Below are 21,053 nucleotides of genomic sequence, written 5' to 3' on the forward strand. Positions count from 1 at the left end.
CCACGATGACGCTGAAACAGCGTCCACGATCAGACTGAAACGCCGTCCACGATCACGCTGAAATCCCGTCCACGATCAGCCTGAAATGCCGTCCACGATGGGCTGAAATACGCATTTCGCCTCTGCAAATTTGCAAAACCCTGCGCCTTTGCAGGTCGCTGAAAACATGGCGACAGGCCTGATCGACATCGGCGGCCAGCAGCCTGAACCCAACACGCTGTATCCCTGAATTCAAACCACAAGGAACACCACCATGAAAACCCTTCTGAACACCCGTCGCACCGCTTTCGCCGCCTCCCTGCTGGGCGTCGCCCTGCTGGGCGGTTGCGCCAGCGCCGGCAACGAGGCCCTGTCCCGGCAAACCTCCACGACCCTGCGGCAACACATCGAAAAAGACGTGACCACCAAGGCGCAGGTACAGGCCACGCTCGGCCAGCCGCAAAGCGTCAGTTTCAACAATGGCGACGAACAATGGACCTATAACTTCGCCCACGCCACCCCCACCGCGGTGGATTTCGTGCCCATCGTCAACCTGTTCGTGCACCATGCCAATGTCGATCACAAGATGCTGGTCATCCTGTTCAACAAGGATGGTGTGGTGGAAAACTACTCCTATACCCACGGCCAGAGCGTGTACAAATCGGGAGTCGGGCAGTAAGCGCCACCGGGTCGGCCTCGCGCCGGCCCAGCATCCACCCAACCGAGGACGATCGTGGGGAACCCAGTCCTTCGTCCGCCTCGACCTTCAGCTGCGGTGCTGGCCAGCCGCTCTTCGGCCGAAGCCGCCGCGCTCGGCTGCGCCACACCGCCCCTCATCACCTGACCACCTGACCGGACTGCCATGACCCTCGAAACCCTCACCCGCTCCCTGCCCGTGCGCTACTTCGCCCCCTTCGACGCCAGCGGGCGCATCGACCTCATGCTGTACGTCCGCTACGCTCATGTCTTTCTGCGGCGCAATCTGGCCGTCATCGCGGCGATCGAGCTGCTGCAGTGGCCGCTGACCGGCATCCCCTGCTTTTCCGACCAGCCCTTGCCCCTGTGGTGGCAGATCGTCTCCAACGTCGCCGTCATACCCTTTGGCCTCATGGCCACGCTGTCCGCCTGCGTGCTGCTCGACGGCTGGAAGAACCGGCTCTGATCTCGGCGCGGCGCAGGCCGCTGGACCCGATCCTCACGACAACAGCAAAACGCCCCTGACATGCCTTCCCGTTCCCGGCGCAAGCGATGGAAATTCAGACGCCTGGGCGCCTGGCTGATGACCTTTACCGGCACCCTGGTCATGGCAATCGGCTCCAACTGGGCATCCAACGGCATCACCTGGGAGTCGGGCGGCTTGCGTCTGGCACCGCCCATCACGCTCCTGGGTATCGCCAGCTTCATGGCAGGCGCCGCGCTGGTGTACCGCTTCGGGCGCCAACTGCTTCCGATCACCTCGCTCAGGCAGCGCAACACGCCCAATCCCCGCAAGGTGCTGATCATTTTCCTGTCCGAAAAACGCCATTACGACCTGCTGCGCGGCCCCCGAGGCTGGCAAATCAGCTCCATGCGCAACGGATCGCCCGGTGAAGCGCCACAGGTCATCGATCTGCCCGACCGTCTGGAAGAAACGACCCGACTGACTGCGCCCCACTGGTCATGGCAGCAGATGCTGCGCGCCATCGAGGCGCACCCCCACGTGGAACGCATCTACCTGATTGGTTCACAAGGTGGTTCACAAAGTGACAGCGCCGCATCGTCCTGCGAACACGCGGCCCTTGCGGGCGAGCTCATTCGCACTTACCGGCCCGGCGTGTCCATCGACATCCGCCCGCGCCCAGGCCAGGGCGTGGACTTCGAAGACATGAGCGCCCTGCTCGACGAAATCGACTCCATCCTCGATCACGCCGGCCAACAGGGGTATGAGGAAAGCGACGTCATGATCGACATCACCGGCGGCCAGAAAACCGCCAGCATCGCCGGCGCGCTCGCCACCCTGCACCGCAGCGCGCTCGAATTTCAGTACGTCTCCACCCATGCCCCCTACCGGATCATCCGTTTCAACGCCAGTACCGAGCGGGGCGGGGATTTTTGAGGGGAAGCTGAAGAAACGGGCAAGCGTACCGCAGCGCGAGTCTCGCTGCGACCAGGCAGCCTGATGCTGCAAGCATCTTCCAATATCCCACAGCCACAGGCCGCGCGTTTCAAGCTATCATCCACGCTTCACTACATTCAGTGGCCGCTTTTGCCTGCGGGCAAAGCGCTTTCTTCATGGCGAACACGATCAAGGGGATCGTGCGCTCATTGCAAGGAAGCATCATGCCCACTGAACAAACCCTTCACGCCACCCTCGAAATACTGCAATCAGGCGGCTGGATCGAGCAAACGCAAGACTGCCCCATCCAATACAGCCTTCGCCTTGGCAGCGAGGCCATCGCCTTACCCGGGCACATCGTGCAGCGCCTGCTGGTCAGCCGCAGCATCAAGCCGACCTGCAAGGTGTCGGGCCGGATGCGCTACGTTCTGACAGCGACGTAGAACTTCGTCGAAGTCTTGCCGTGATCGCCCTTATGCCGCGATCGCGGCATATCGCTCATAAAACGATCGTTATCTGAGCGGCCTGAGCCTCGTCTCGCCGACACACCCCACTTTTTTCATCTCCCTCGGTGAACCTGGCGCGAATCCGGCAACTCTGGGGGCGCTCTCAAACTCGATATGAGTGTGCTGCGCGGCGCCACTCGACAAATGACGGCCAGTCAAAAAAACGCGGGCCTGGCAGCCCGCGCGTTGCTGAGATGACGGGAATCAGTGGATGGTCAGCGTGCCCGAGACGGCGCCAAGGGACGTCGCCGTATCCAAGGAAAAAGTTTGCGGAAAGGCGCCATTGGCCGCCGCGGCATTCGGCATCCAGTCGGAAGCTGCCGAGTAACCGAGACCATCGGCTGTGGTGATCGGGTCTTCGTTATTCGAGCCCGGAGCGAAGGGGAAAACGTAGCCATACAGCGCCGTCGTCTGCCCATTGACCGTACAACTGCCGCTGATCATGGCGACCTGTATGGTGCCCGTCAGTGAGCCGTTTGCGACAGTCGTCGGCGTCGAGGCGACCGTCCCGGTGCAGGTTTCCTGATATTGCGGGGCACTGGTTACAGAACCTGTTCCCAATACCGTCTGGCTGATGGTCACCGATTTACCGAGATAGGCCTGACAGTAGGTTCCGGGCGCGCAACTCGCGATTCCTGTTGCGCTGGCAGATCCCGCAGAGCCTGCTGTACCCGGTGCCCCCGCCGATCCCGCTGCCGTTCCGCCCAGGGTGGATGGCGCCGACGAAGAGCCGCTGAAAATCACCGAAAGGATCGGATTGGCGCTGCCGAGCTGCAGGTTGTTGCTGCCCGTGACGCTTTCCGGATAGTCGTCGAAAAACTTGTCGATGCCCTGCCCATTCGGCGTGAAAGGTGCCGTCACCGGGTCGAAACCCGAGGCGACCGATACGCCGTAGTTGGAGAGCGTCAGTGACAGCGCGCCCAACACCCGGCTGGCCGAATTCTGGTAGGCCTGACTGATCGCGGCAAAGGCGGCGCTGGAGCCGTAGAGCTGATAAGCCGTGGTTTCGAGCGTCGGCACGAAGCCCACGGCCTGGCTGAAGCTGTTGGGGCTGTTCACGCCGCTGAGCACGGTTTGCGTGCCGAGAAAGTCATACACGATCATCGTGGTCAGCGGCGTGATGTTGACGACCCCGCTCACGACCGCATTGGCGTTGGCGGGCACGGCGACCGTCATCAGCGGAAGGTTGTTCGGAGCTCCCGAGAGCACCGCAAACTCCACCGGCCCGGGCGCGCACATCGTGTTCATGCTGTACGTGCCGTCGCTGGCCGTCGTCGCCGAGCCGCACTTGTTGCCGTTGACATCGACGGCCACGACCAATCCACCCGATACCGGGCGCCCATAGGCCACCGTGCCCTGCACACTCGACGCCGCCGCGTTCGAACTGGTGGTGGTTCCGGCAGCCCCCGGCGTGGTGGACGTGGTCCCCGGCGGCCCGCTGACTCCGCTGCTGCTGCCGCCCCCGCAGGCGCAGAGGGTCAGCGCCAGGGCGGACATGAATGACAAGAGAGTGGCATTTTTCCAAGACATGATTGTGGTTCCCCGTTTCAGATTGAGCCAAGAAATATTTACTGGCCCGGCATCGTTCTGGCTGCCAGGTTCGGGTATTGTGGGGCGCCTTGCGACGGACGGGAGCCGCTGCAAGTTTGCAGCCTGACCCCGCCCCCTGCACGCGCTCACCCTCGGTCGATCCAGGTGATGTCCAGATCGGCGGGCAGGCGGTAGCGGCTCTTGCCCCGGCTGCCGGAGTTGATGATCATCACCCGCTGCGCCAGAGAGTTGCCGAGGGTTCCTTTCAGCACGCCGTTCACGGCACGGCTCATCAGCGGCTGGAAATACCCGGCCAGGGCATCGCCGTCGGCCAGCCGGATCGATCGGGCCAGCGTTTCGTCGATGCGCTCGAAATCCGCGCTCATCTCCGACAGCAGCTCGCGCGCGCAGGCGAGGAAATCGCGCGCATCATCCACCGACCGAAAGTCCGCCTCGGGCTCATCCGCTGCGGCCCGCCGGGCCAGCCAGACGAACAGCGACAGCGCCGAGCCGTTGAACGGTATGTGCACTTCATTGACCCACACCTGCCGCGACTGCAGCTTGATGACCACCCGCGCGGGCTCCAGCGCGTGGCTGGCCGCCGCCACGGTTTCCGAGAAACTGCTGCGACCTTCGCGCAGACGGTCGGGCAGACCGTCGCGCAGCCGCACGAAAGGCACCTGCGCCAGTTGCACCACCGCATCGGCGCAGTTCATCGCCTGCGGCGGCAACGGCGCGCGGCTGTGAATCACCCGCTCCTGCGGCGTGGGGTAATAGAAATCGGGATGCGCCTCGAACGGCTCGCTCACCAGCACATGCGAGAGCCGGTCCTGCGGGCGGCCGAACAGCGACAGCACATAGCCAAGGTAATAGCTCATGGTCTTGCGCCCCCCGGCCAGCGAGGCATGCAGCGCACTGTTCTCCTCGGCGGTGAAGCCGCGCACCAGTTCGGAAATCAGATCGGCCGCAGCCTCGTTGTCCGCAGGCGTGCGGATGTCGTCGAGCGCCCTGCCCTGCGCATCGCGGATGATGTGGATGTTCTCCGGCTCGAACCCCATCTCCGGCAGCCCGTAGTCCTCGCACAACTGGTGAAACCAGCCGGGATTGCCCGACAGCAGATTGAGCTTGGCGTTGTCGGCGCCGCGCGCCGTGGTCACCACATGCACCTCCGTCGGAATCCAGGGCTCGAGCCCCGCTTCGGGCTTGACCGCCAGCGCATACAGCGTTTCGGTCACGATCTGGGGCGACATGCCGATGGCGCACAGCAGCACGCGCCGGGTGGTCTGAGAGGGGGCGGCGCTCGCCGCATTGGAAAGCGAAGTGGACATGACTGTGGCCTGCAAAGGGAAGAAGAGGATCGACGGCGGCGGCAGCCGCCACGCCGACAGGCCGTCAATTTAGCGCGCCGCGAGGCCCACGCCCGTCCTGCAAACTTGCCGCGGCGTCATGGCGAGGGCTGCGCAACACCCGGCTCTGATGTCGCGCCTCCCGTGCATTTGCGGCGAAACCGCCAGCGCCGCCTTGTCGCATCCATGCTCCCGGTCGACCGCGGCGAGCAGATTGGCCAGAGGCTGATCGGAAATCAGGCAAAGGTGGATTTTCATTGGCAGTCCCGCAAGATTCGTAGGGCCGAAAGGAGGAAATCAGGCCACGAAGCCAGACCCCGTTGTTTCTCCATCGGTCAGATGGAGATGGCGCTTCTTTAGGGCCACTGCCTGCGGGCGTGGACCACGTTCACAATCTCCACCCGCTCAGGCGACTCACGGTAGAGCACGATGCAATTGCTTCGCACGATCAGCTCGCGCAAGCCCGTGACGCGAGCCGATGGCTTGTAGAGCCTGGGGTGATCAGGCAGTTGGTCGCCCTTGGCCTCGATCTCATCTTTCAGCGCTTGGGCAGCATCGGGGTCATCGTCCGCGATATAGGCCACGATTTCCAGCAGATCGGCGCTGGCCTGCGGACGCCACTCAAGACGCGGCCTTGCCTGCATGCAGTTTCCGCCTGGAGTCGATCAGGGCTTGCACCTCGTCCATGACCTGGCGGTGCGCAATGTTGGGCCGTGGATCGGCCAGCGATTCAGCCACCTTCTCGCGCACCCAATCGGTGTGTGCCTTGGCCTCGAAGGCGCTGCGCATCCGTTCGGAGGCATCGGGCCTCGCGCGGCTTGTCTTGATCGCCCGGGGGTCGAAATCGGCGGCGTTGACGTTGTATTGGGAAATCCCCATCTCTTTAAGATAGGAGACAAGGGTCTCAAACTTTCGGAACGTCCGAACGCCCCCCCGCCTGGCGGCGAGTGAGCGTTCGGTCATACCGTACTTGACGACGACGCCCCAGCCGCCACCGTGGCCAATGACATCGGCGCCGCGCACGACCCCCGTCTCCACGAGACGGGCAAGGGTCGTATGGTCGATCGTGTCTGCTGTGAGGGCCATGACTACACCTTTTGTCGCAGGAATCATGCGAGACATTTTGACCGATTACTTATAAATTGGCAACAGACTGTCAGACTCAGACAGTCAGACAGACCCTCGTTAACCGTGCTCGACGAATGAGAGGGTGTGAACATCACCCCCGTTGCACCTCACTCAAAGATCGTGACCACCTTGGCCAAGACCTCATCCATGAGCACAGCCGGCAGACTTTCCACCTTGCGGCCATTGCGCGCGTTGAGATCGAGAACGCGCGGCTGATCGCAGCGGACAACGCCGGTTGTCTTGGTCCCGGCCAAAGGCACAGCAAAACCCATGCGACGGGCAAATTCGCCGCCATTCGTGATCGGCAAGATCACCGGCAGGCCGGTTGCCCGGTTGAACTCATCCGGCGAGACCACGACCACCGGGCGGTGCCCGCGCTGTTCGCGGTCCAGATCGACCAGATCGACCAGGTAGACCTCACCACGCCTCATGGAAGCTCTCGGCCTACGGCGGGGGCATCAACCCATTCGCGTTCCTCGGGCGGCTGGGGCTGCGAATAATCCGAAGCGGCCAGAAGTTCGGCCATCGTGTAGCGTGGCCGTGCCGTCGGCTCGACAACGAGCCGCCCGTTATCGACCAAAAGTCCGACCTTGGCCCCGGCTGAAAGATGCAGAACATCGAGCAGCGCCGGAGGGACGGCGAGCATGACGGAGCCGCCAACCTTGCGCAGATTTGTGGTGTGCATAGGATCCCCCATAAGTTATCTAAAAATATAACATATCTGCCCCCCCCTTTAAAGAAAGCCCTACTCCCGCGTCAGCGGATCGATCTGCAAATTGAGTTTTCCAGCACCTCCGCCCGCGTGACTCGGCGGCGGATGCTCACTCCCTCCCCACGAGTGGGGAGGGTTGGGGTGGGGAGGATTTGCCCTGCGCGCAGACTGGCCAAGTCTGTTCAGAAATCAGGCAAAGATGGATTTTCATCAGCAGTTCCGCAAAGTTCGTAGGACTGAAGGGGGGCATGCAACGAAGCTAGACCTGACCCCCGTCCGTTCGCACCTCCGCCCGCGTGACTCGGCGGCGGATGCTCACTCCCTCCCCACGAGTGGGGAGGGTTGGGGTGGGGAGGATTTGCCCTGCGCGCAGACTGGCCAAGTCTGTTCAGAAATCAGGCAAAGATGGATTTTCATCAGCAGTTCCGCAAAGTTCGTAGGACTGAAAGGGGGGGCATGCTACGAAGCTAGACCTGACCCCCGTCCGTTTACGAACCGGGCATGGGCAAACCGGATAAGCCGGAGATGACCCACATCTTGCGTGGTCTTAATCCCGTTTACGAACCGGGCATGGGCAAACAAAAAGAAGATCAGACGCTGGAGGTCGAGTATCTCGTCTTAATCCCGTTTACGAACCGGGCATGGGCAAACTTTTGGGCTCTCGCGTCATCTGTGTGCGGTCCGTCTTAATCCCGTTTACGAACCGGGCATGGGCAAACGCCTGTATTCCGGCCTGGTCCGCCCCGTGCTTGCGTCTTAATCCCGTTTACGAACCGGGCATGGGCAAACTCGAGTCCGCCACCGTGAAGGTGCTCGGGATGAAGTCTTAATCCCGTTTACGAACCGGGCATGGGCAAACACCACCGAGGGCATCCTGGACCTCGCAAAGAAGGGTCTTAATCCCGTTTACGAACCGGGCATGGGCAAACGCGGAGATCAGGCGCCTCCGCCAAGAGGAAGTGTCTTAATCCCGTTTACGAACCGGGCATGGGCAAACACGTCAAGGTTTCGCCATCCGGAGTCACGCCGTCTTAATCCCGTTTACGAACCGGGCATGGGCAAACACAACGGCGACCCGTACGGTTCGGGCTTCACGTCTTAATCCCGTTTACGAACCGGGCATGGGCAAACACCATGGCCATGGTGATCACGGCCTGCACCCTCGGGGTCTTAATCCCGTTTACGAACCGGGCATGGGCAAACGGCGTGCACGGACGGAAAAACCGTGCACATCGACGTCTTAATCCCGTTTACGAACCGGGCATGGGCAAACGTCGCAGAAGTCTGCGACAAACTGGGGATGAAAGTCTTAATCCCGTTTACGAACCGGGCATGGGCAAACGCCATCGCGGACAGGCAAAAAAAGGGCTATGTCGTCTTAATCCCGTTTACGAACCGGGCATGGGCAAACGAGAGAAGCATGGACAAGATGTTCCTGCTCAAGTCTTAATCCCGTTTACGAACCGGGCATGGGCAAACGGCGACACGCTTCAAGAAATGACCCCGGGAGGGGTGTCTTAATCCCGTTTACGAACCGGGCATGGGCAAACCCATTGATCTGGAAAATAAGATCAAGCGCTGGAGGGTCTTAATCCCGTTTACGAACCGGGCATGGGCAAACCATTTTTTATAGGCTTCCTGGCGTTCTTGGCGGTGTCTTAATCCCGTTTACGAACCGGGCATGGGCAAACCAAAATGAAGTCGGCCTCCGGGCTTGAATTCAGTCTTAATCCCGTTTACGAACCGGGCATGGGCAAACGTAATCTGCGCGCACGAGGCGACGTCGTTAGCGTCTTAATCCCGTTTACGAACCGGGCATGGGCAAACGAGAGAGCATGGAACCAAAATTCCTGCTTAATGTCTTAATCCCGTTTACGAACCGGGCATGGGCAAACCGCAGAGGATCACAATACCCTAGTGCGATTCTGGTCTTAATCCCGTTTACGAACCGGGCATGGGCAAACTTCGACGTGCTTTCATCTCGGATTGCTGGTCCTGTCTTAATCCCGTTTACGAACCGGGCATGGGCAAACATCATCATGCTTATCAAAAGCTCCATCCTTGCCGCGTCTTAATCCCGTTTACGAACCGGGCATGGGCAAACTCTACCCCTGCAACCCATTGATTGTCAACAGCTTTTTCGCCCCTTTGCTGCGCCCACCGTTTCCAAATGTATCGACCGCCTGTTTTTTCATCACTCCACCCCACTTTTCTCAATAAAATCAACGCGCTGCGCTCACCGACGGTTTTTGCCCCATTTTCACGACGCGCAGCACCCACCGGCCTGTGCGCTGGCGCTGCAACGGGCTGGGCCGTCTGCGGAGCTGAACTCTCTGGCGGTTCGGCTGAGCGCGCAACGGCGTCCTGCGTTCAGCGCCCCGTCGGACGCGGGGGGTCTTTGTCCGGCTGGACTCGGCTCCGGCGGGCGGCCTCCCTCCGTCGGACGCAGGGGCAACAGGCGCGCTCGCGTCTGCGGCAGTCCTCTTCCCGCCGGGCGGCGCGGCCCGCAGGTCTCGCACCAGGGCGAGGCTCCTGCAGCACGTCGCGGCCCGCGCCGCTGCCTCGTTTGGACAGACGGCGCTGCGGGTCGAGCTGGGCTCGGTGAACAATGTAGGGGGCTTCGGCGGAATGGGCGCACGGTGCAAGCTTGCAACCATTGACCGTCAAATCAGGTGATAGTCCGGATTGGGTGCAGGGTATGCGCAACCCAGGGTGCGCAAGCGGGCGCTCTCATCAGGGGTAAGGACGTAGCAGACCAGCCGGTCTTGCTCGGGGTGAAGAATGGCCTCGGCCTTGCGCAGCAGAACAGCCTGTTGCTGATCGGTGAGCCAGGCTTCGAACACGCTTTCCTGCACGCGCAGGCCGTAGCCTTCGAGCAGGCGGGTGAGGCGGTAGCGGCGGCGGTCGCTGGCGAGGTCGAAGGCGATGAGGTGGAGCTGTTCGATGCTTTGCGGTGTGGCGGCTGTGGTCATGGAGTTCAGACGAGGTAGTAGTCGGGGTCGGGCACGGCTTGGGGCATTTTCCCGAGCACGCGGCGGCGGGCGAAGTCGCGCAGCGCCAGGGTGTAGGTGCGGACCTGGTCGGCCCTGGGGTCGATCTCGTCTTGCAGGCTGGCGAGGATGCGGCGCAGTTCGGCGGGGGTGAGCCAGGCTTCGAACACGCTTTCCTGCACGCGCAGCATGCGCTGTTCGCACAGGCGGGCGGCACGACGGCGGCGGCGGTCGTCGGCGATGTCGTAGGCGAGAACGATCAGGCTGCTCATGGGGCGCGGACTGCTGTTGCTCAGCGCGCCTGCCACGGCGCATAGGCCTGCGGCTGGCCCTGGACGGCGGCGGCCCAACCGTTCACGTCGCGCTCGATGATGCGGCGCCAGTCGGGGGCGTCGCCCGCGCTGCCGTCGCGGCCCACCGGGCTGGCGAGCTTTTGTTCCAGCGCCTGGATGAAGCGGCGCTTGACACCCACGGGCAGGCGGCCCGGTTCTTCCTGCGCGAAGTCTTCGGGGTCCACCCCGCCCTGGGTGAGAAAGCGCAGCACGGTGGCATCGACGATGAGGCTGCGGTAGGGCTCCATGAGGTCGGAGGCCAGCGCGGCGTGGCCGTCGCGCGGGGCGTGCAGCGCGCCGACAAAGGGGTCGAGCCCACGGCGCAGGATGAAGGTGTGCACGGTGTGAAACAGAAGGGTGTAGCCGTAGGACAGTAGCGCATTGACCGGGTCCTTGGGTGGCTGGCGGTTGCGGTGGTCGAAGCCCCACTGCGGGCCGAGCAGGGTGGCGAAGGCGTCGAAGTGCACGCGCGCGGCCGAGCCTTCGAAACCACGCACGGCGTCGAGCGTGGTCGCCTGGGTGCATTGGGCGTAAAGCCGCTGCAATTTGGCATCTTCGTTGCGGTCGCCTTCGGGTCGAAAGCGCCGGTAGCGGCGCAGCAGCACGCGCGAGTTGGCGATCTTGGCCTGCACGATGCGCTGCGCCACGGCGATGCGAAAGCCGCCGTCGCTCAGCCGGGCGAACTGCGCGGCGCGCAGTTGCACCTGCCGCCCGTTCATCGGCACGAGCAGCCCGGCGGGCTCGCCGCTGGCGCCGGGGGTGAGCAGCAGCGTGGCGTCGTGGCGCAGCAGCAGGCGCAGCGCGCCGAAGCTGACCGCGCCTTCGGTGTCGGCCACGACCTGATCGACCTTTTCGGCGGGAATACTGGCGAGCTCGTCCTGCCCCTTGCCGACGAGCAGGCGTTCGCCGTCGATGTGCAGATAGGCGCCGGGCTCGGTGAGGTAGAGGGTGCGCAGACGGGGTGCGGCGGAATGCGTGGGCGGGGCGACGGCGGCGGCCTGTGCGGCCACAACCTGCGCGGCGGCTTGTGGTGTGGCTGCGGGCTTGGGTGCGCGTGGCGACGGCGCCTCGGTTCGGTTCGACTGTGCACCTTCGTTGGCGGATGTGCTGGTGCGGTCCGAAACGGGCGCTTTCCCCTCGGCGGACCGTTTGTTTTTCTTGTTCGGCAGGGCGTGTTTCGGCGCCTGGTTCGGCGCCTGATGCGCCGCCTTGGGGCCGGGCCTGGCCTTGTCAGGGCGGGGCAGCACCCAAGGCTCGGCCCCCGGCTGCACGGCGCTGACCTGCCTGCCGAGAAATTGCACGCCGAGAAAGGTGAAACCCTGATCGACGTGGACGACGCGGGTCTTGTCGAGGTTGAGGCGCAGTTCGGCCGACTTCAGCCACGCTGCGGCGCGCTTGAGCCCTTGCTGCGCGTCTTCGCGCCGGGCGGCGGCGAGCACGAAGTCGTCGGCATAGCGCACGGCCCGCCACGGGCCGCCTGCCAGCGCCTTGTCCAGCCCGTCGAGAAACACATTGGACAGCAGCGGCGACAGGGGCGAGCCTTGCGGCACGCCCATCGCGCGTGGCTTCTGGCGGCCATTGCCCCACTGCAGAGGCAGGCCCAGCCAATGGCGGATGAAGGGGAGCAGCGACGGGTCGGGCAGGGTGTCGCTCAGGCGCTGCATCAGGGCGGCCCAGGGAATGCCGTCGAAGCAGCTCTGGATGTCGGCCTCGGCGATCCACACCAGCCCGGCGTCGCGTGCATCGCACAGACGTTGCACGGCTCGGGGCACGTTGCGCCCGGGGCGGTAGCCGAAGCTGAAATCTTCAAACCCCGGATCGAGCAAGGGGCTCAGGGTAAGCGCCACGGCGCTTTGCACCACCCGGTCGGCCACGCAGGGCACTGCGAGCACGCGCGGCGACTTGCCTGGGCGGGTCAGCTCGATACGGCGCAGGGGTTGCGCCGCGTAGGAGCCACTGGTCACGCGCTGGCGCAGCGCGGGCAGCCGGGTGAGGATGTCGCGCCCGAATTGGGTAATGGTGACGCCGTCCACCCCCGGCCCGCCCGCGTTGTCGCGCACCCGCTCCCAGCCTGCGAGCAGGCTGTCGTCGAGCAGGGCGCGATCAAGCAGGGGAAGCGGGGTGGCGAGGTCCATGCCGCCAATGTAGAGGCGGCTATGGCGCTGCGGCGGTCTGGCAAGATTGCGGCGGGGTTGTCGGCTGCGATGGAGCCCCAAATGTCGGCACGGTCTTGTTCCGCCTCCGGCGTCCAGATGACGATCACGCCTGGCCTGCGGCGACCCGTTCGCGCCTCGCAGCGAACTCGGCTTCAACCTCCTCATTCGACCGGCCGCCACCGGCATGCATCGAGGCTCGCGCCGTATCGACCTTGCGCCGCAGGTAGCCGTCATCGTCGCGGGCACGGCGGCGTTGCTCGATGTAGCCGCGCATCAACTCGCGCATGACCTGGGACGCGGGCCGGTCTTCTGCTGCCGCCTCGGCCATGAACTCGGCGCGCAGCTCCGGTTCCAGCTTCATCGTGAAAACGGCTTCCTTCGACATGGAACGCTCCCTTGTATGGATACTAATGAAATATATACGGTATCACTACCCTGCGCGCTGAAGTACCGTAATGACTTGCATCGGTGCCTGCCGCGTTCGACCTCAACCCTCGCGGGCCGGGGATTTCTGCGGTTTCAGCGATTCGAGTTTGGCTAGGTTGGTGTCGCTCAGTGCGCCGCGCGCCGCGCCTTTTTTCGCCGGGGCCGATGAGTCCTTGAAGGCATTTTTCTCTTTTTTCTTCCAATCGGACGACACCTTCAGCGGGGTGAAAGTCTGCCCCGGCTGCACCGGCGATACGGCGCGGGCCTTCCCGATCCACTCATGCAGCGCCTCGGTGAAGGGTTTGATCGCCGCGCGGGCAGGCGCCTCTTTGCCCTGCGGCGCAAACACCTTGATGCGCTTGTCCTTGGCGCGCACGACATCGACCGTGCTGAGCGCGCGCGCCGAGACCAGCCAGTTGTCGTTGAAGTTGCGCGCCAGATCGTGGCCGATGGAGTCGAGCTTGTAGATCGCGTCCTGCCCCTTGCTGGACTTCTCGCCACCGTCCCCAACCGAATCACGGGCGAGATTGGCGGTCTTGACTTCCACCAGCAGGGTGCGGTTACCGCAGGTGACGATGGCGTCGATCTCGTTGTTCCTGCCATGCTCCTGACCGATCTGCACGCCGCAGGCCCAGTCGTCTGGCCCGGCCGCGGCGATGATGGAAGCCAGATGCGCCTCCAGCCAGCCGCCCTTGAGGTAGTCGATTTCAGCGGAATGAGGGAGCTTCAGGCTGAGCAGGCCGTCCTGCAGCGTGGGCTTGTCCGACAACACCCCCTGTTCATGCAACAGTGCGCCGAGCTTGCCCGCGAGCGCCTTGCGCAGGGAATCCAGACGGAAGTCGGCTTTGTCCTGGACGGGTCTGACCAAGGTGAATGCCCCTGCTTTCGGCTTGCTTCGCTTGCCATCCAGCCAGGCGCTGTGGCGATCGGGGTTGGCGCACAGCGCTTCCATGTCCATCGCCAGTTGATTGAGCGAGCCGATCATCGTCACGCTGGCATCGATCAGATGGTCGTGCAGCGCCTTGCGCTTCATTTGCTGCGCGAACCGCACCGAGGCGCTGGCGCAACCGGCATCGGCCTTGCCCGAGGCCAGCACGGCTTCGCGCACCCCCACTCGCGCAGGCAGCGGCAGCCGGGTGGAGCGGCTGCCCTGAATCTGCTCGATCACGCCATTGGCCGTATCGATATATTGCAGGTTCACGGCGTCGCCCATGCGCTGCGCGGCCTGCCCGGCTTGGGCGAAGGCCATCGCCATGAGCTTGGTACCGCCGGTGAGGTTGAAGCTCACCTCTTGCGCGCCGTCGCCATGCAGCTTGTCGAGCAGGGCCTCGGCCTGCTTGAGCAGATCGGCGTAGCCCTGAGATTCATCGAGATGCAGGCGCTTGATTCTCTCGGGCGGCTGCGGCGCCGCCTGCAGCAGCGCGTCGAGCGCCTCGGCTCGCGCGCTCATGCTTTTCGTCACCGCCAGAATCACCTGCGGCGTGGGCGCCTGCGCGAAGCCCAGATACTGCGGCATGAGCTCCTGGCTGACCAGCATCACGGTGACAGCGGGGCTGGTCTTGACGGCCCGCGGCTTCTTGTTCACCGGGTGCATTTCCACCGTCTCCTTGACCGTCAGTCGGTAGCTGGTGAGCGTGGCGCCGCATGCGGCCATCTGCGTGGCGGTGAGCTCCTGCCCGCGCCAATGCGGCGGCACCTGCAGATCGAGCGAAAAGAACTCCGCCCCGCGCTGGCGGACGGCTGCCGCCTCGCGCAAGGGCAAGGTGCCGATCACCACATCCCCCTTTTTCAGCGCCGACACATCGAGATGATCGACGTAGGCATCGACCGGATGCGGCCAGTTGCCCTGCTTTTGCAGAATCTGCGCCCAGCGCCGTGCGCCATCGTGTCTGGAAACGAAATAAACGGTCATGCTTGCCCCCAATCTGCTCGTCAAGGTTCGGAAATGTCCAAGGTTTCAAGCATACTGCGCGGGCGCCGGGCGCCGGAATCGGCAAGTTTGCGCAACCGACCGCACGCCCTCATGCCGCACTATCCGCACACGCGCTGCGGCAGCAAACGGTAGGCGCCCAGGCCAAACGTGGTCTTGGTTCCCAGGTGCAGCCATTCACCCACGGCGAACCAGGCCAGCGCGGCGTCCAGCGGGCCTGCGCCGCTGTAGCGCAGCCAGCCCGTCAAGCCGCCCAGGGGCAATTCAGCCTGTTGCCGCGCGGAGTAGCGCGACAGGTCGTCCCAGTGCAGATCCTGCTGCGTGATGAGCAGGGTATGCGCCTGCTCCAGCGCCTGCTGCGCCAGCGGCAGATCGACCATGCGCACCCCCGAGAGCATGGCCGCGCGCGCCAGCAGGCGGCGCACGAACAGCGCGGCGGCAGGCGCCTGCTGCACCAGCCCCTGCTCGCCCTTCAGCCGCAAGGGCGTGAGCAACTGCACCCCGATGTGCCTCGCGCCCTCCTCCATGAAGCGCGCCGAAGCCAGCATGCGGCCGAGTTCGATGGGTGCGGCAGGCAGCGGCGCCCGCTCGCCCTGCCCTTCGTTGCACGCCCAGGGCACGGGCTCGTGCCGCAGCAGCGCAAACCGCCCGCGCGACTTGCCCACACCCGCCTCGCCCAGCGCTTCGAGCGCCTGCGCGCAGACGTCCGCCCAGTCGCCTTGCGGGTTGGCGAAAAACAGGTCCAGTTGCAGATCGTCGCCCGGCGCAAACGCCATGCGGACATCGAGCGGCGGCAGCATCCACCACGGGCGGGGGCGTGACGCCTCGCCTGCCCGCGCATCCTCGCCGCCGATCAGCACCTCGAACACCGCGGGCGACACCCGCGCCAGCATCATCCCCAGCCCGCTGTGCAGCAACGCGCCCGGAAAGCCCGACCAATGCAGCCCCTTGCTGCGCAGGGTGTAGCGCTGGCGGCTCAAGGCCAGACCGCCCACGGAAGAGGAAGCTGCGATCGGTTCGTTCATATCGTTCGGGACATGCAATGGGGATGCGGGTAGGGCAGCACTCTCCGCCAGCCGCATAGCGCGCCGTCAACACACACTTTGCCGCAGCGAGACGGCTGCGAGCCATCCCTGGGGAAAGCCATGCTATAGAGAAGCTGAACCTCCGTCATCCCTCGCGGGCGGCAAGCGCCTTGGCGATTTTCTTGTCCGTCTTGTATTGGCTGAGCGAATACACCGCCCAGATGGTCGCGGGAATCCAGCCGATCAGCGTGATCTGGAGGATCAGGCAGATGATGCCCGAGATGGGCTTGCCGATGGTGAAGAACGTCAGCCAGGGCAGGAGCAGGGCAATGAGCAGTCGCATGGTGGTCTCCTTGTGGTTCGGTTGGATGATCGATGATCAAAGGCCCGCGGGCACGCCGCTTCGAGCAACGGCCACGCTGCCCGGCGCGATGATACTCATCGGGAGGTTCGCAATGTAGGGTGCTTCGATCAGGGAAGCGGGCGGCGCAAGTTTGCGGGTCGCGCGCCCTGAACGGTGGGTTGCGCTTCCTGCTGGCGCGTTTTGGCGCTTGCGCCAAAACGCGCGCCCACCGCCCAGACTACGACTTCAGGACGGCGCCCGTCGCTGCCTGCGACGCCGCCTGCGATTTGGGCGACGACGGCGTGGCAGCGCTCTTCACGGCGACTCTTGCCGCATCCCGGGCAGCCGCCTTCGATGCGGCGGCGATTTTGTACAACTCACTGGCGGTGATCTGAATGAAAAGCTGCTGCCTGACCAGCACGATATCGCCGTCTTCATAGACCTCGATCTGCACGCCGTTTTCCAGGTCGATGATGTCAACGGGTTTGATGCTCATTTTGGGCTCCTTGAAGAGATGGTGACCGACGGTCGGTGATTCGCCATACGCTGACGCATTCGCGCAGAGGCGCGACGGTTTTGCTCAGCGCTCGTGGATTTCGCCGCAGCGCATGCACATCCATGATCTGGACCACTTTGCATGGCGTTGCTGGTAATCAGGCAAGAGCAGATTCTGGTAACGCGGTGCATAGCTTGCGTAGCGCAGCGACTGCATGACATATTTCGGCAGAAACGACATAGGTAGCAACATATACAGGACAAACGCCACCAAACGATCCCCAGTAGATGCGTTCGTCATTCCAATTCCGGTAATCGGGGAAGTGGCCATAGCCAACGAAATCAGCGAAAAAATGGGAAACCGTGGCTTGACCGGAGCTTCGGGCGGCACAGGCGGCGCGATCCGCCCGCCCATCAGATTCTGCAGCCCGCCGGACCCGGCGGTGTAGGCCGCGCCGCCCTGGTCGTTCATCGACAGCGCGCGGTAGTTCAGGTTGCTCGTGGCCTGCTCGTACATGAGCGAGACCTTGCGCACGTCGTCCGATCGGCAATGCGGACACAGAAAGCGCGTGGTGCCCTCGACGTGTTGGGTAATGGCAGGAAGTGCAGACATGGCTCGATCCCTTCGCTCAGAAATCCCGCCGGACCAGCGGGTACCACTGCGCCGTTTCCTGGGCGCGCACCGCGCCCGCCATCGCCCAGAACGAGGCGATGGGCCACAGGATGAGGGTCAGCTGCATCAGCAGCGCCGCCAAGCCCGCACCACGGCGCCCAGAGCGCCAGAAGTAGAGAAACGGCAACCACTTGGCAACGAAGATTTCCATCGCAGACTCGCTTTCGACGTTCACAACTCACACAACCCCGTCTCGGTGTAGGCCACGAATCGCCGCGCAGACGACCACGGAGAGAGGATGTCTGCATTGTTCCACACTGTGAGCGACAGGAGGCCTGCTGCAAGTTTGCAGGCGCCTGCGCCGCGCCCGAGAGACGCGAACGCCATCTGCGCGGATCAGCCCGCCCTCAGACTCAGGATGACGAAGCGATTTCCCTTGCGCCCGATGTCCGCCGTGACACCCTTGAGTTCGCCGTTTTTTCAGTTTTCCGCCCAGTTCGGGCAGTACAGGGCGGTAGCGCGGCAATGAGATTTTCGGCGACTTCCCGCCGCAATTGCTGCGCCCTGCCCTCGGGCGCTACGGCTTCCACAGGGTTTGGTTGCCCTTGTTCCAGCCCGGTCTGGCGTGCCCCAGGTCGTGGTCTGCGCGGTCACGTCGGGCAGGCAGGATGCGCTGCAACCGCGCGGCCGAGGAAAGCACACGCTCCCACTCAGGCAGTGCGTCCGCGTCCATGGACATATTGCGCCCAGAAGTGATGCCGCTGCGCATAGCGCTCCCCAGCGTAAGGCCGGCACACGCGCAGGACCTTTTCCGCCACATGCGGGTCATCGATGACGGCGACGCGCAGGTCTTCCCAATCTCCCATCTTGCCGCGGGAGATCACGTCATCGATGGCGGCCAGGGTGAAATCCAGGTGGTTCAAGTGGCGATGGAGCATGGCGGCGATTTGAGGGCCTTCACCTCGCATCCACACCCAGCCTTTCCTCCCCCCACAAGTGGAGCGCACGATCAACTCAGGACGGCTGCCCTGATGCTACGAAGCTAGACCTGACCCCGCCCCCACGAGCGAGAGTTCGGTGTGAACCGGTTTGGCGCTTGAGTTGCCAGCCCATCTGCAGAAGAGCAGCGTAGACACGCTTGGCCTTGGACGAAGGCCACTGGCTCATGCAGCAGCAGGCAAAGAGAGAATGATTTCTGTGGGTTTGGCTTCGCCGTGCTCAAGCCGCTCAGCCATGACACGAAGGGCCAGCACCTCAGCCCGCGCCATGGCCTCGCTCGACGAAGCGCCATACGCCAGCACACCTGGCAACTGAGGAACCTCAGCTAACCAACGACCGTCTTCTTCCCGTTCGCATTCAAGTATGTAATGCATGTCGGTCTCCTGGTTGGCCACAGTCTACCCACCCGTAGTGCCGCGGATCGCTCGAACTCGGTGATGAAGGCGTGGCCGATCTCGGCGTTGGCTGCTCTTCAGGAGAGGGCCTCAGTGCCTCGGCTTCCGGTGTGGCGAACTGCGTAGACACGATGCCCTCCGAATGAAGGACGGCTATGTTACCGCCGCCGCGCAACCGAGGCCCAACGAAACTCCATGCGTTCGTATTCGTTCATGACGGATCGCGTGAAGCACGGCACTCATGCCGTGTTTCATGCTTGATGGAACCCCTAAAAAGGATGGATTTATCGCAGTCAGGGCAAGGCGCCACCTACAGCGATACCCGAAGGTATCTCGCGGATTGGCCGGCGCGGTGTTCTCCCGACAAGGCGCGGGATACCCGCCCCCCCTGCGGTCGCCTTGCCATCGTGCTACGAAGCCAGACCTGACGCCCGGTTTCGCCGTGCTCCCTCCCCACTCGTGGGGAGGGTTGGGGTGGGGAGGATTTGCCCTGCGCACAGATTGGCCGGTGGCCGTTCCGAAATCAGGCAAAGACGGATTTTCATCAGATGCCCATCAACGGTTCAAAGTGCCGGGCGGGGAAATTCATGCTACGAAGCTAGACCTGACCCCCGGTTTCCCTCCGAAGCCAGACCTAACGCCCGGTTTCGCCGTGCTCCCTCCCCACTCGTGGGGAGGGTTGGGGTGGGGAGGATTTGCAGGGCTGACCATTCCTGAGCCGCCAGGTTTTCGGCCACTCGTGGGGAGGGTTGGGGTGGGGAGGATTTGCCCTGCGCACAGATTGGCCGGTGGCCGTTCCGAAATCAGGCAAAGACGGATTTTCATCAGATGCTCATCAACGGTTCAAAGTGCCGGGCGGGGAAATTCATGCTACGAAGCTAGACCTGACCCCCGGTTTCCCGGGGCATGGGCAAACTGAGGCGAACATCGTGGGGGCCACGCTCACGCCGTCTTAATCCCGTTTACGAACCGGGCATGGGCAAACTGCGGCCACGATGGTCGCACTCCTCAACCGCGAGTCTTAATCCCGTTTACGAACCGGGCATGGGCAAACAAAGCGCGAGGCCCTATACAAGGAAGCCCTCGATGTCTTAATCCCGTTTACGAACCGGGCATGGGCAAACGACTTCACGGTTGATGCGGTCCGTGAACGCATCCGTCTTAATCCCGTTTACGAACCGGGCATGGGCAAACTTTTCCCCAACGACAAGAAAACCACGGAGACCCAGTCTTAATCCCGTTTACGAACCGGGCATGGGCAAACGTACGAAGAGGCGATTGCGATCGCCGTCTCTGGCGTCTTAATCCCGTTTACGAACCGGGCATGGGCAAACCAAACCTTGGTCGGGCCATTGATCAAGGAGAATCACCATGTCTTAATCCCGTTTACGAACCGGGCATGGGCAAACGGGTTCTGACTCACCCACTCCCTGCGCAGCCGCGTCTTAATCCCGTTTACGAACCGGGCATGGGCAAACTTTTGGTAGCAACGAAGTTCGAGTTGAACTGTTTGTCTTAATCCCGTTTACGAACCGGGCATGGGCAAACGCCGCTTGCAGGCCCTCCTAGATGAAGGCCTATTAGTCTTAATCCCGTTTACGAACCGGGCATGGGCAAACATCGGAAAAAAGGCTGGTCGAAAGACCGGCAAAAGAGTCTTAATCCCGTTTACGAACCGGGCATGGGCAAACCAGTCGTTAGCCCATCACGGAAATGGGCGAGCATGTCTTAATCCCGTTTACGAACCGGGCATGGGCAAACCCGACGACGCCCCAGTCATCATTTCAGCCTCCGTCTTAATCCCGTTTACGAACCGGGCATGGGCAAACTTAGCGATTTGCATTTTGCGGCGGGCAACCTGGCGTCTTAATCCCGTTTACGAACCGGGCATGGGCAAACCGCCCTGGGAGCCGAGATGGTTCAAATCCGCGTCTTAATCCCGTTTACGAACCGGGCATGGGCAAACTCTACCCCTGCAACCCATTGATTGTCAACAGCTTTTTCGCCCCTTTGCTGCGCCCACCGTTTCCAAATGTATCGACCGCCTGTTTTT

23 protein-coding genes and 2 CRISPR repeat arrays are annotated in these 21,053 nt (G+C 63.1%); of the genes, 4 read left to right on the plus strand and 19 right to left on the minus strand.

Features of this window, described 5'->3' with window-relative positions; all coding sequences use genetic code 11:
• The first annotated feature begins 253 nt into the window (after positions 1 to 253).
• From bamE to RBR52_RS14620, 4 genes are all read left to right on the plus strand, one after another.
• On the plus strand, positions 254 to 658 hold the full coding sequence (gene bamE / locus RBR52_RS14605; protein ID WP_320378011.1) for an outer membrane protein assembly factor BamE: 405 nt from the start codon (positions 254 to 256) through the stop codon (positions 656 to 658).
• Positions 659 to 841: 183 nt separating this feature from the next.
• Positions 842 to 1,141: a hypothetical protein gene (locus tag RBR52_RS14610; protein WP_320378012.1), complete on the plus strand. Its 300-nt coding sequence runs from the start codon at positions 842 to 844 to the stop codon at positions 1,139 to 1,141.
• A 60-nt stretch (positions 1,142 to 1,201) separates the two neighbouring features.
• Positions 1,202 to 2,074: a hypothetical protein gene (locus tag RBR52_RS14615; RefSeq protein WP_320378013.1), complete on the plus strand. Its 873-nt coding sequence runs from the start codon at positions 1,202 to 1,204 to the stop codon at positions 2,072 to 2,074.
• A gap of 224 nt (positions 2,075 to 2,298) precedes the next feature.
• A complete protein-coding gene (locus tag RBR52_RS14620; protein ID WP_320378014.1) occupies positions 2,299 to 2,517 on the plus strand; it encodes a hypothetical protein in 219 nt (72 codons plus the stop codon).
• Positions 2,518 to 2,784: 267 nt separating this feature from the next.
• On the opposite strand, the gene RBR52_RS14625 is transcribed toward RBR52_RS14620, so the two are convergent.
• From RBR52_RS14625 to RBR52_RS14715, 19 genes are all read right to left on the minus strand, one after another.
• Positions 2,785 to 4,110 carry a hypothetical protein gene (locus RBR52_RS14625; RefSeq protein WP_320378015.1) on the minus strand — a complete coding sequence of 442 codons (1,326 nt, stop codon included), beginning with the start codon at positions 4,108 to 4,110 and terminating at the stop codon, positions 2,785 to 2,787.
• A gap of 146 nt (positions 4,111 to 4,256) precedes the next feature.
• A complete protein-coding gene (csm6, locus tag RBR52_RS14630; protein WP_320378016.1) occupies positions 4,257 to 5,438 on the minus strand; it encodes a CRISPR-associated ring nuclease Csm6 in 1,182 nt (393 codons plus the stop codon).
• A gap of 374 nt (positions 5,439 to 5,812) precedes the next feature.
• Complete coding sequence (locus RBR52_RS14635; RefSeq protein ID WP_320378017.1) at positions 5,813 to 6,100, minus strand: type II toxin-antitoxin system RelE/ParE family toxin; 288 nt, start codon at positions 6,098 to 6,100, stop codon at positions 5,813 to 5,815.
• Positions 6,078 to 6,542 (minus strand): hypothetical protein, encoded by a 465-nt coding sequence (locus RBR52_RS14640; RefSeq protein WP_320378018.1) that lies wholly within the window; start codon positions 6,540 to 6,542, stop codon positions 6,078 to 6,080. The genes RBR52_RS14635 and RBR52_RS14640 overlap by 23 nt, the downstream gene beginning before the upstream one ends.
• A gap of 149 nt (positions 6,543 to 6,691) precedes the next feature.
• Positions 6,692 to 7,015 carry a type II toxin-antitoxin system PemK/MazF family toxin gene (locus tag RBR52_RS14645; protein ID WP_320378019.1) on the minus strand — a complete coding sequence of 108 codons (324 nt, stop codon included), beginning with the start codon at positions 7,013 to 7,015 and terminating at the stop codon, positions 6,692 to 6,694.
• Complete coding sequence (locus RBR52_RS14650) at positions 7,012 to 7,269, minus strand: antitoxin (RefSeq protein ID WP_320378020.1); 258 nt, start codon at positions 7,267 to 7,269, stop codon at positions 7,012 to 7,014. The genes RBR52_RS14645 and RBR52_RS14650 overlap by 4 nt, the downstream gene beginning before the upstream one ends.
• A gap of 502 nt (positions 7,270 to 7,771) precedes the next feature.
• A CRISPR array of direct repeats spans positions 7,772 to 9,400; the repeat unit is 36 nt; unit sequence GTCTTAATCCCGTTTACGAACCGGGCATGGGCAAAC.
• Positions 9,401 to 9,959: 559 nt separating this feature from the next.
• Positions 9,960 to 10,268, minus strand: a complete 309-nt coding sequence (gene cas2 / locus RBR52_RS14655) for a CRISPR-associated endonuclease Cas2 (RefSeq protein ID WP_320378021.1) — start codon at positions 10,266 to 10,268, stop codon at positions 9,960 to 9,962.
• Positions 10,269 to 10,273: 5 nt separating this feature from the next.
• Entirely contained in the window at positions 10,274 to 10,558 is a 285-nt protein-coding gene (cas2, locus tag RBR52_RS14660) for a CRISPR-associated endonuclease Cas2 (protein WP_320378022.1), read from the minus strand.
• 20 nt (positions 10,559 to 10,578) lie between these two features.
• Entirely contained in the window at positions 10,579 to 12,753 is a 2,175-nt protein-coding gene (gene cas1 / locus RBR52_RS14665) for a CRISPR-associated endonuclease Cas1 (RefSeq protein WP_320378023.1), read from the minus strand.
• 124 nt (positions 12,754 to 12,877) lie between these two features.
• A complete protein-coding gene (locus RBR52_RS14670) occupies positions 12,878 to 13,159 on the minus strand; it encodes an antitoxin of toxin-antitoxin stability system (RefSeq protein ID WP_320378024.1) in 282 nt (93 codons plus the stop codon).
• A 102-nt stretch (positions 13,160 to 13,261) separates the two neighbouring features.
• Positions 13,262 to 15,112: a CRISPR-associated protein Csx16 gene (gene csx16, locus RBR52_RS14675; RefSeq protein ID WP_320378025.1), complete on the minus strand. Its 1,851-nt coding sequence runs from the start codon at positions 15,110 to 15,112 to the stop codon at positions 13,262 to 13,264.
• A gap of 119 nt (positions 15,113 to 15,231) precedes the next feature.
• Positions 15,232 to 16,155, minus strand: a complete 924-nt coding sequence (cas6, locus tag RBR52_RS14680; protein WP_320378026.1) for a CRISPR system precrRNA processing endoribonuclease RAMP protein Cas6 — start codon at positions 16,153 to 16,155, stop codon at positions 15,232 to 15,234.
• 145 nt (positions 16,156 to 16,300) lie between these two features.
• Positions 16,301 to 16,498, minus strand: coding sequence for a YqaE/Pmp3 family membrane protein (locus RBR52_RS14685; protein WP_320378027.1), 198 nt, complete (start codon positions 16,496 to 16,498; stop codon positions 16,301 to 16,303).
• A gap of 238 nt (positions 16,499 to 16,736) precedes the next feature.
• Positions 16,737 to 16,994 (minus strand): hypothetical protein, encoded by a 258-nt coding sequence (locus tag RBR52_RS14690; protein WP_320378028.1) that lies wholly within the window; start codon positions 16,992 to 16,994, stop codon positions 16,737 to 16,739.
• A gap of 84 nt (positions 16,995 to 17,078) precedes the next feature.
• Positions 17,079 to 17,606: a hypothetical protein gene (locus RBR52_RS14695; RefSeq protein ID WP_320378029.1), complete on the minus strand. Its 528-nt coding sequence runs from the start codon at positions 17,604 to 17,606 to the stop codon at positions 17,079 to 17,081.
• A gap of 16 nt (positions 17,607 to 17,622) precedes the next feature.
• A complete protein-coding gene (locus RBR52_RS14700; protein WP_320378030.1) occupies positions 17,623 to 17,817 on the minus strand; it encodes a YqaE/Pmp3 family membrane protein in 195 nt (64 codons plus the stop codon).
• Between the two features lie 499 nt (positions 17,818 to 18,316).
• Positions 18,317 to 18,544 carry a hypothetical protein gene (locus tag RBR52_RS14705; RefSeq protein ID WP_320378031.1) on the minus strand — a complete coding sequence of 76 codons (228 nt, stop codon included), beginning with the start codon at positions 18,542 to 18,544 and terminating at the stop codon, positions 18,317 to 18,319.
• Between the two features lie 76 nt (positions 18,545 to 18,620).
• Positions 18,621 to 18,773 (minus strand): type II toxin-antitoxin system HicA family toxin, encoded by a 153-nt coding sequence (locus tag RBR52_RS14710; RefSeq protein WP_320378032.1) that lies wholly within the window; start codon positions 18,771 to 18,773, stop codon positions 18,621 to 18,623.
• Positions 18,770 to 18,979, minus strand: a complete 210-nt coding sequence (locus tag RBR52_RS14715; protein ID WP_320378033.1) for a type II toxin-antitoxin system HicB family antitoxin — start codon at positions 18,977 to 18,979, stop codon at positions 18,770 to 18,772. The genes RBR52_RS14710 and RBR52_RS14715 overlap by 4 nt, the downstream gene beginning before the upstream one ends.
• Before the next feature lie 970 nt (positions 18,980 to 19,949).
• Positions 19,950 to 20,966: direct repeats of the CRISPR family, unit length 36 nt; unit sequence GTCTTAATCCCGTTTACGAACCGGGCATGGGCAAAC.
• Positions 20,967 to 21,053: the final 87 nt, after the last annotated feature.

Source organism: Thiomonas sp. (genome assembly GCF_034007205.1).
GTDB lineage: Bacteria > Pseudomonadota > Gammaproteobacteria > Burkholderiales > Burkholderiaceae_C > Thiomonas.

Coding starts and splice junctions, on each gene's coding strand:
- bamE (WP_320378011.1), top strand. CDS start 254: ATGAAAACCCTTCTGAACACCCGTCGCACCGCTTTCGCCGCCTCCCTG.
- RBR52_RS14610 (WP_320378012.1), top strand. CDS start 842: ATGACCCTCGAAACCCTCACCCGCTCCCTGCCCGTGCGCTACTTCGCC.
- RBR52_RS14615 (WP_320378013.1), top strand. CDS start 1,202: ATGCCTTCCCGTTCCCGGCGCAAGCGATGGAAATTCAGACGCCTGGGC.
- RBR52_RS14620 (WP_320378014.1), top strand. CDS start 2,299: ATGCCCACTGAACAAACCCTTCACGCCACCCTCGAAATACTGCAATCA.
- RBR52_RS14625 (WP_320378015.1), bottom strand. CDS start 4,110: ATGTCTTGGAAAAATGCCACTCTCTTGTCATTCATGTCCGCCCTGGCG.
- csm6 (WP_320378016.1), bottom strand. CDS start 5,438: ATGTCCACTTCGCTTTCCAATGCGGCGAGCGCCGCCCCCTCTCAGACC.
- RBR52_RS14635 (WP_320378017.1), bottom strand. CDS start 6,100: ATGCAGGCAAGGCCGCGTCTTGAGTGGCGTCCGCAGGCCAGCGCCGAT.
- RBR52_RS14640 (WP_320378018.1), bottom strand. CDS start 6,542: ATGGCCCTCACAGCAGACACGATCGACCATACGACCCTTGCCCGTCTC.
- RBR52_RS14645 (WP_320378019.1), bottom strand. CDS start 7,015: ATGAGGCGTGGTGAGGTCTACCTGGTCGATCTGGTCGATCTGGACCGC.
- RBR52_RS14650 (WP_320378020.1), bottom strand. CDS start 7,269: ATGCACACCACAAATCTGCGCAAGGTTGGCGGCTCCGTCATGCTCGCC.
- cas2 (WP_320378021.1), bottom strand. CDS start 10,268: ATGACCACAGCCGCCACACCGCAAAGCATCGAACAGCTCCACCTCATC.
- cas2 (WP_320378022.1), bottom strand. CDS start 10,558: ATGAGCAGCCTGATCGTTCTCGCCTACGACATCGCCGACGACCGCCGC.
- cas1 (WP_320378023.1), bottom strand. CDS start 12,753: ATGGACCTCGCCACCCCGCTTCCCCTGCTTGATCGCGCCCTGCTCGAC.
- RBR52_RS14670 (WP_320378024.1), bottom strand. CDS start 13,159: ATGTCGAAGGAAGCCGTTTTCACGATGAAGCTGGAACCGGAGCTGCGC.
- csx16 (WP_320378025.1), bottom strand. CDS start 15,112: ATGACCGTTTATTTCGTTTCCAGACACGATGGCGCACGGCGCTGGGCG.
- cas6 (WP_320378026.1), bottom strand. CDS start 16,155: ATGAACGAACCGATCGCAGCTTCCTCTTCCGTGGGCGGTCTGGCCTTG.
- RBR52_RS14685 (WP_320378027.1), bottom strand. CDS start 16,498: ATGCGACTGCTCATTGCCCTGCTCCTGCCCTGGCTGACGTTCTTCACC.
- RBR52_RS14690 (WP_320378028.1), bottom strand. CDS start 16,994: ATGAGCATCAAACCCGTTGACATCATCGACCTGGAAAACGGCGTGCAG.
- RBR52_RS14695 (WP_320378029.1), bottom strand. CDS start 17,606: ATGTCTGCACTTCCTGCCATTACCCAACACGTCGAGGGCACCACGCGC.
- RBR52_RS14700 (WP_320378030.1), bottom strand. CDS start 17,817: ATGGAAATCTTCGTTGCCAAGTGGTTGCCGTTTCTCTACTTCTGGCGC.
- RBR52_RS14705 (WP_320378031.1), bottom strand. CDS start 18,544: ATGCTCCATCGCCACTTGAACCACCTGGATTTCACCCTGGCCGCCATC.
- RBR52_RS14710 (WP_320378032.1), bottom strand. CDS start 18,773: ATGAGCCAGTGGCCTTCGTCCAAGGCCAAGCGTGTCTACGCTGCTCTT.
- RBR52_RS14715 (WP_320378033.1), bottom strand. CDS start 18,979: ATGCATTACATACTTGAATGCGAACGGGAAGAAGACGGTCGTTGGTTA.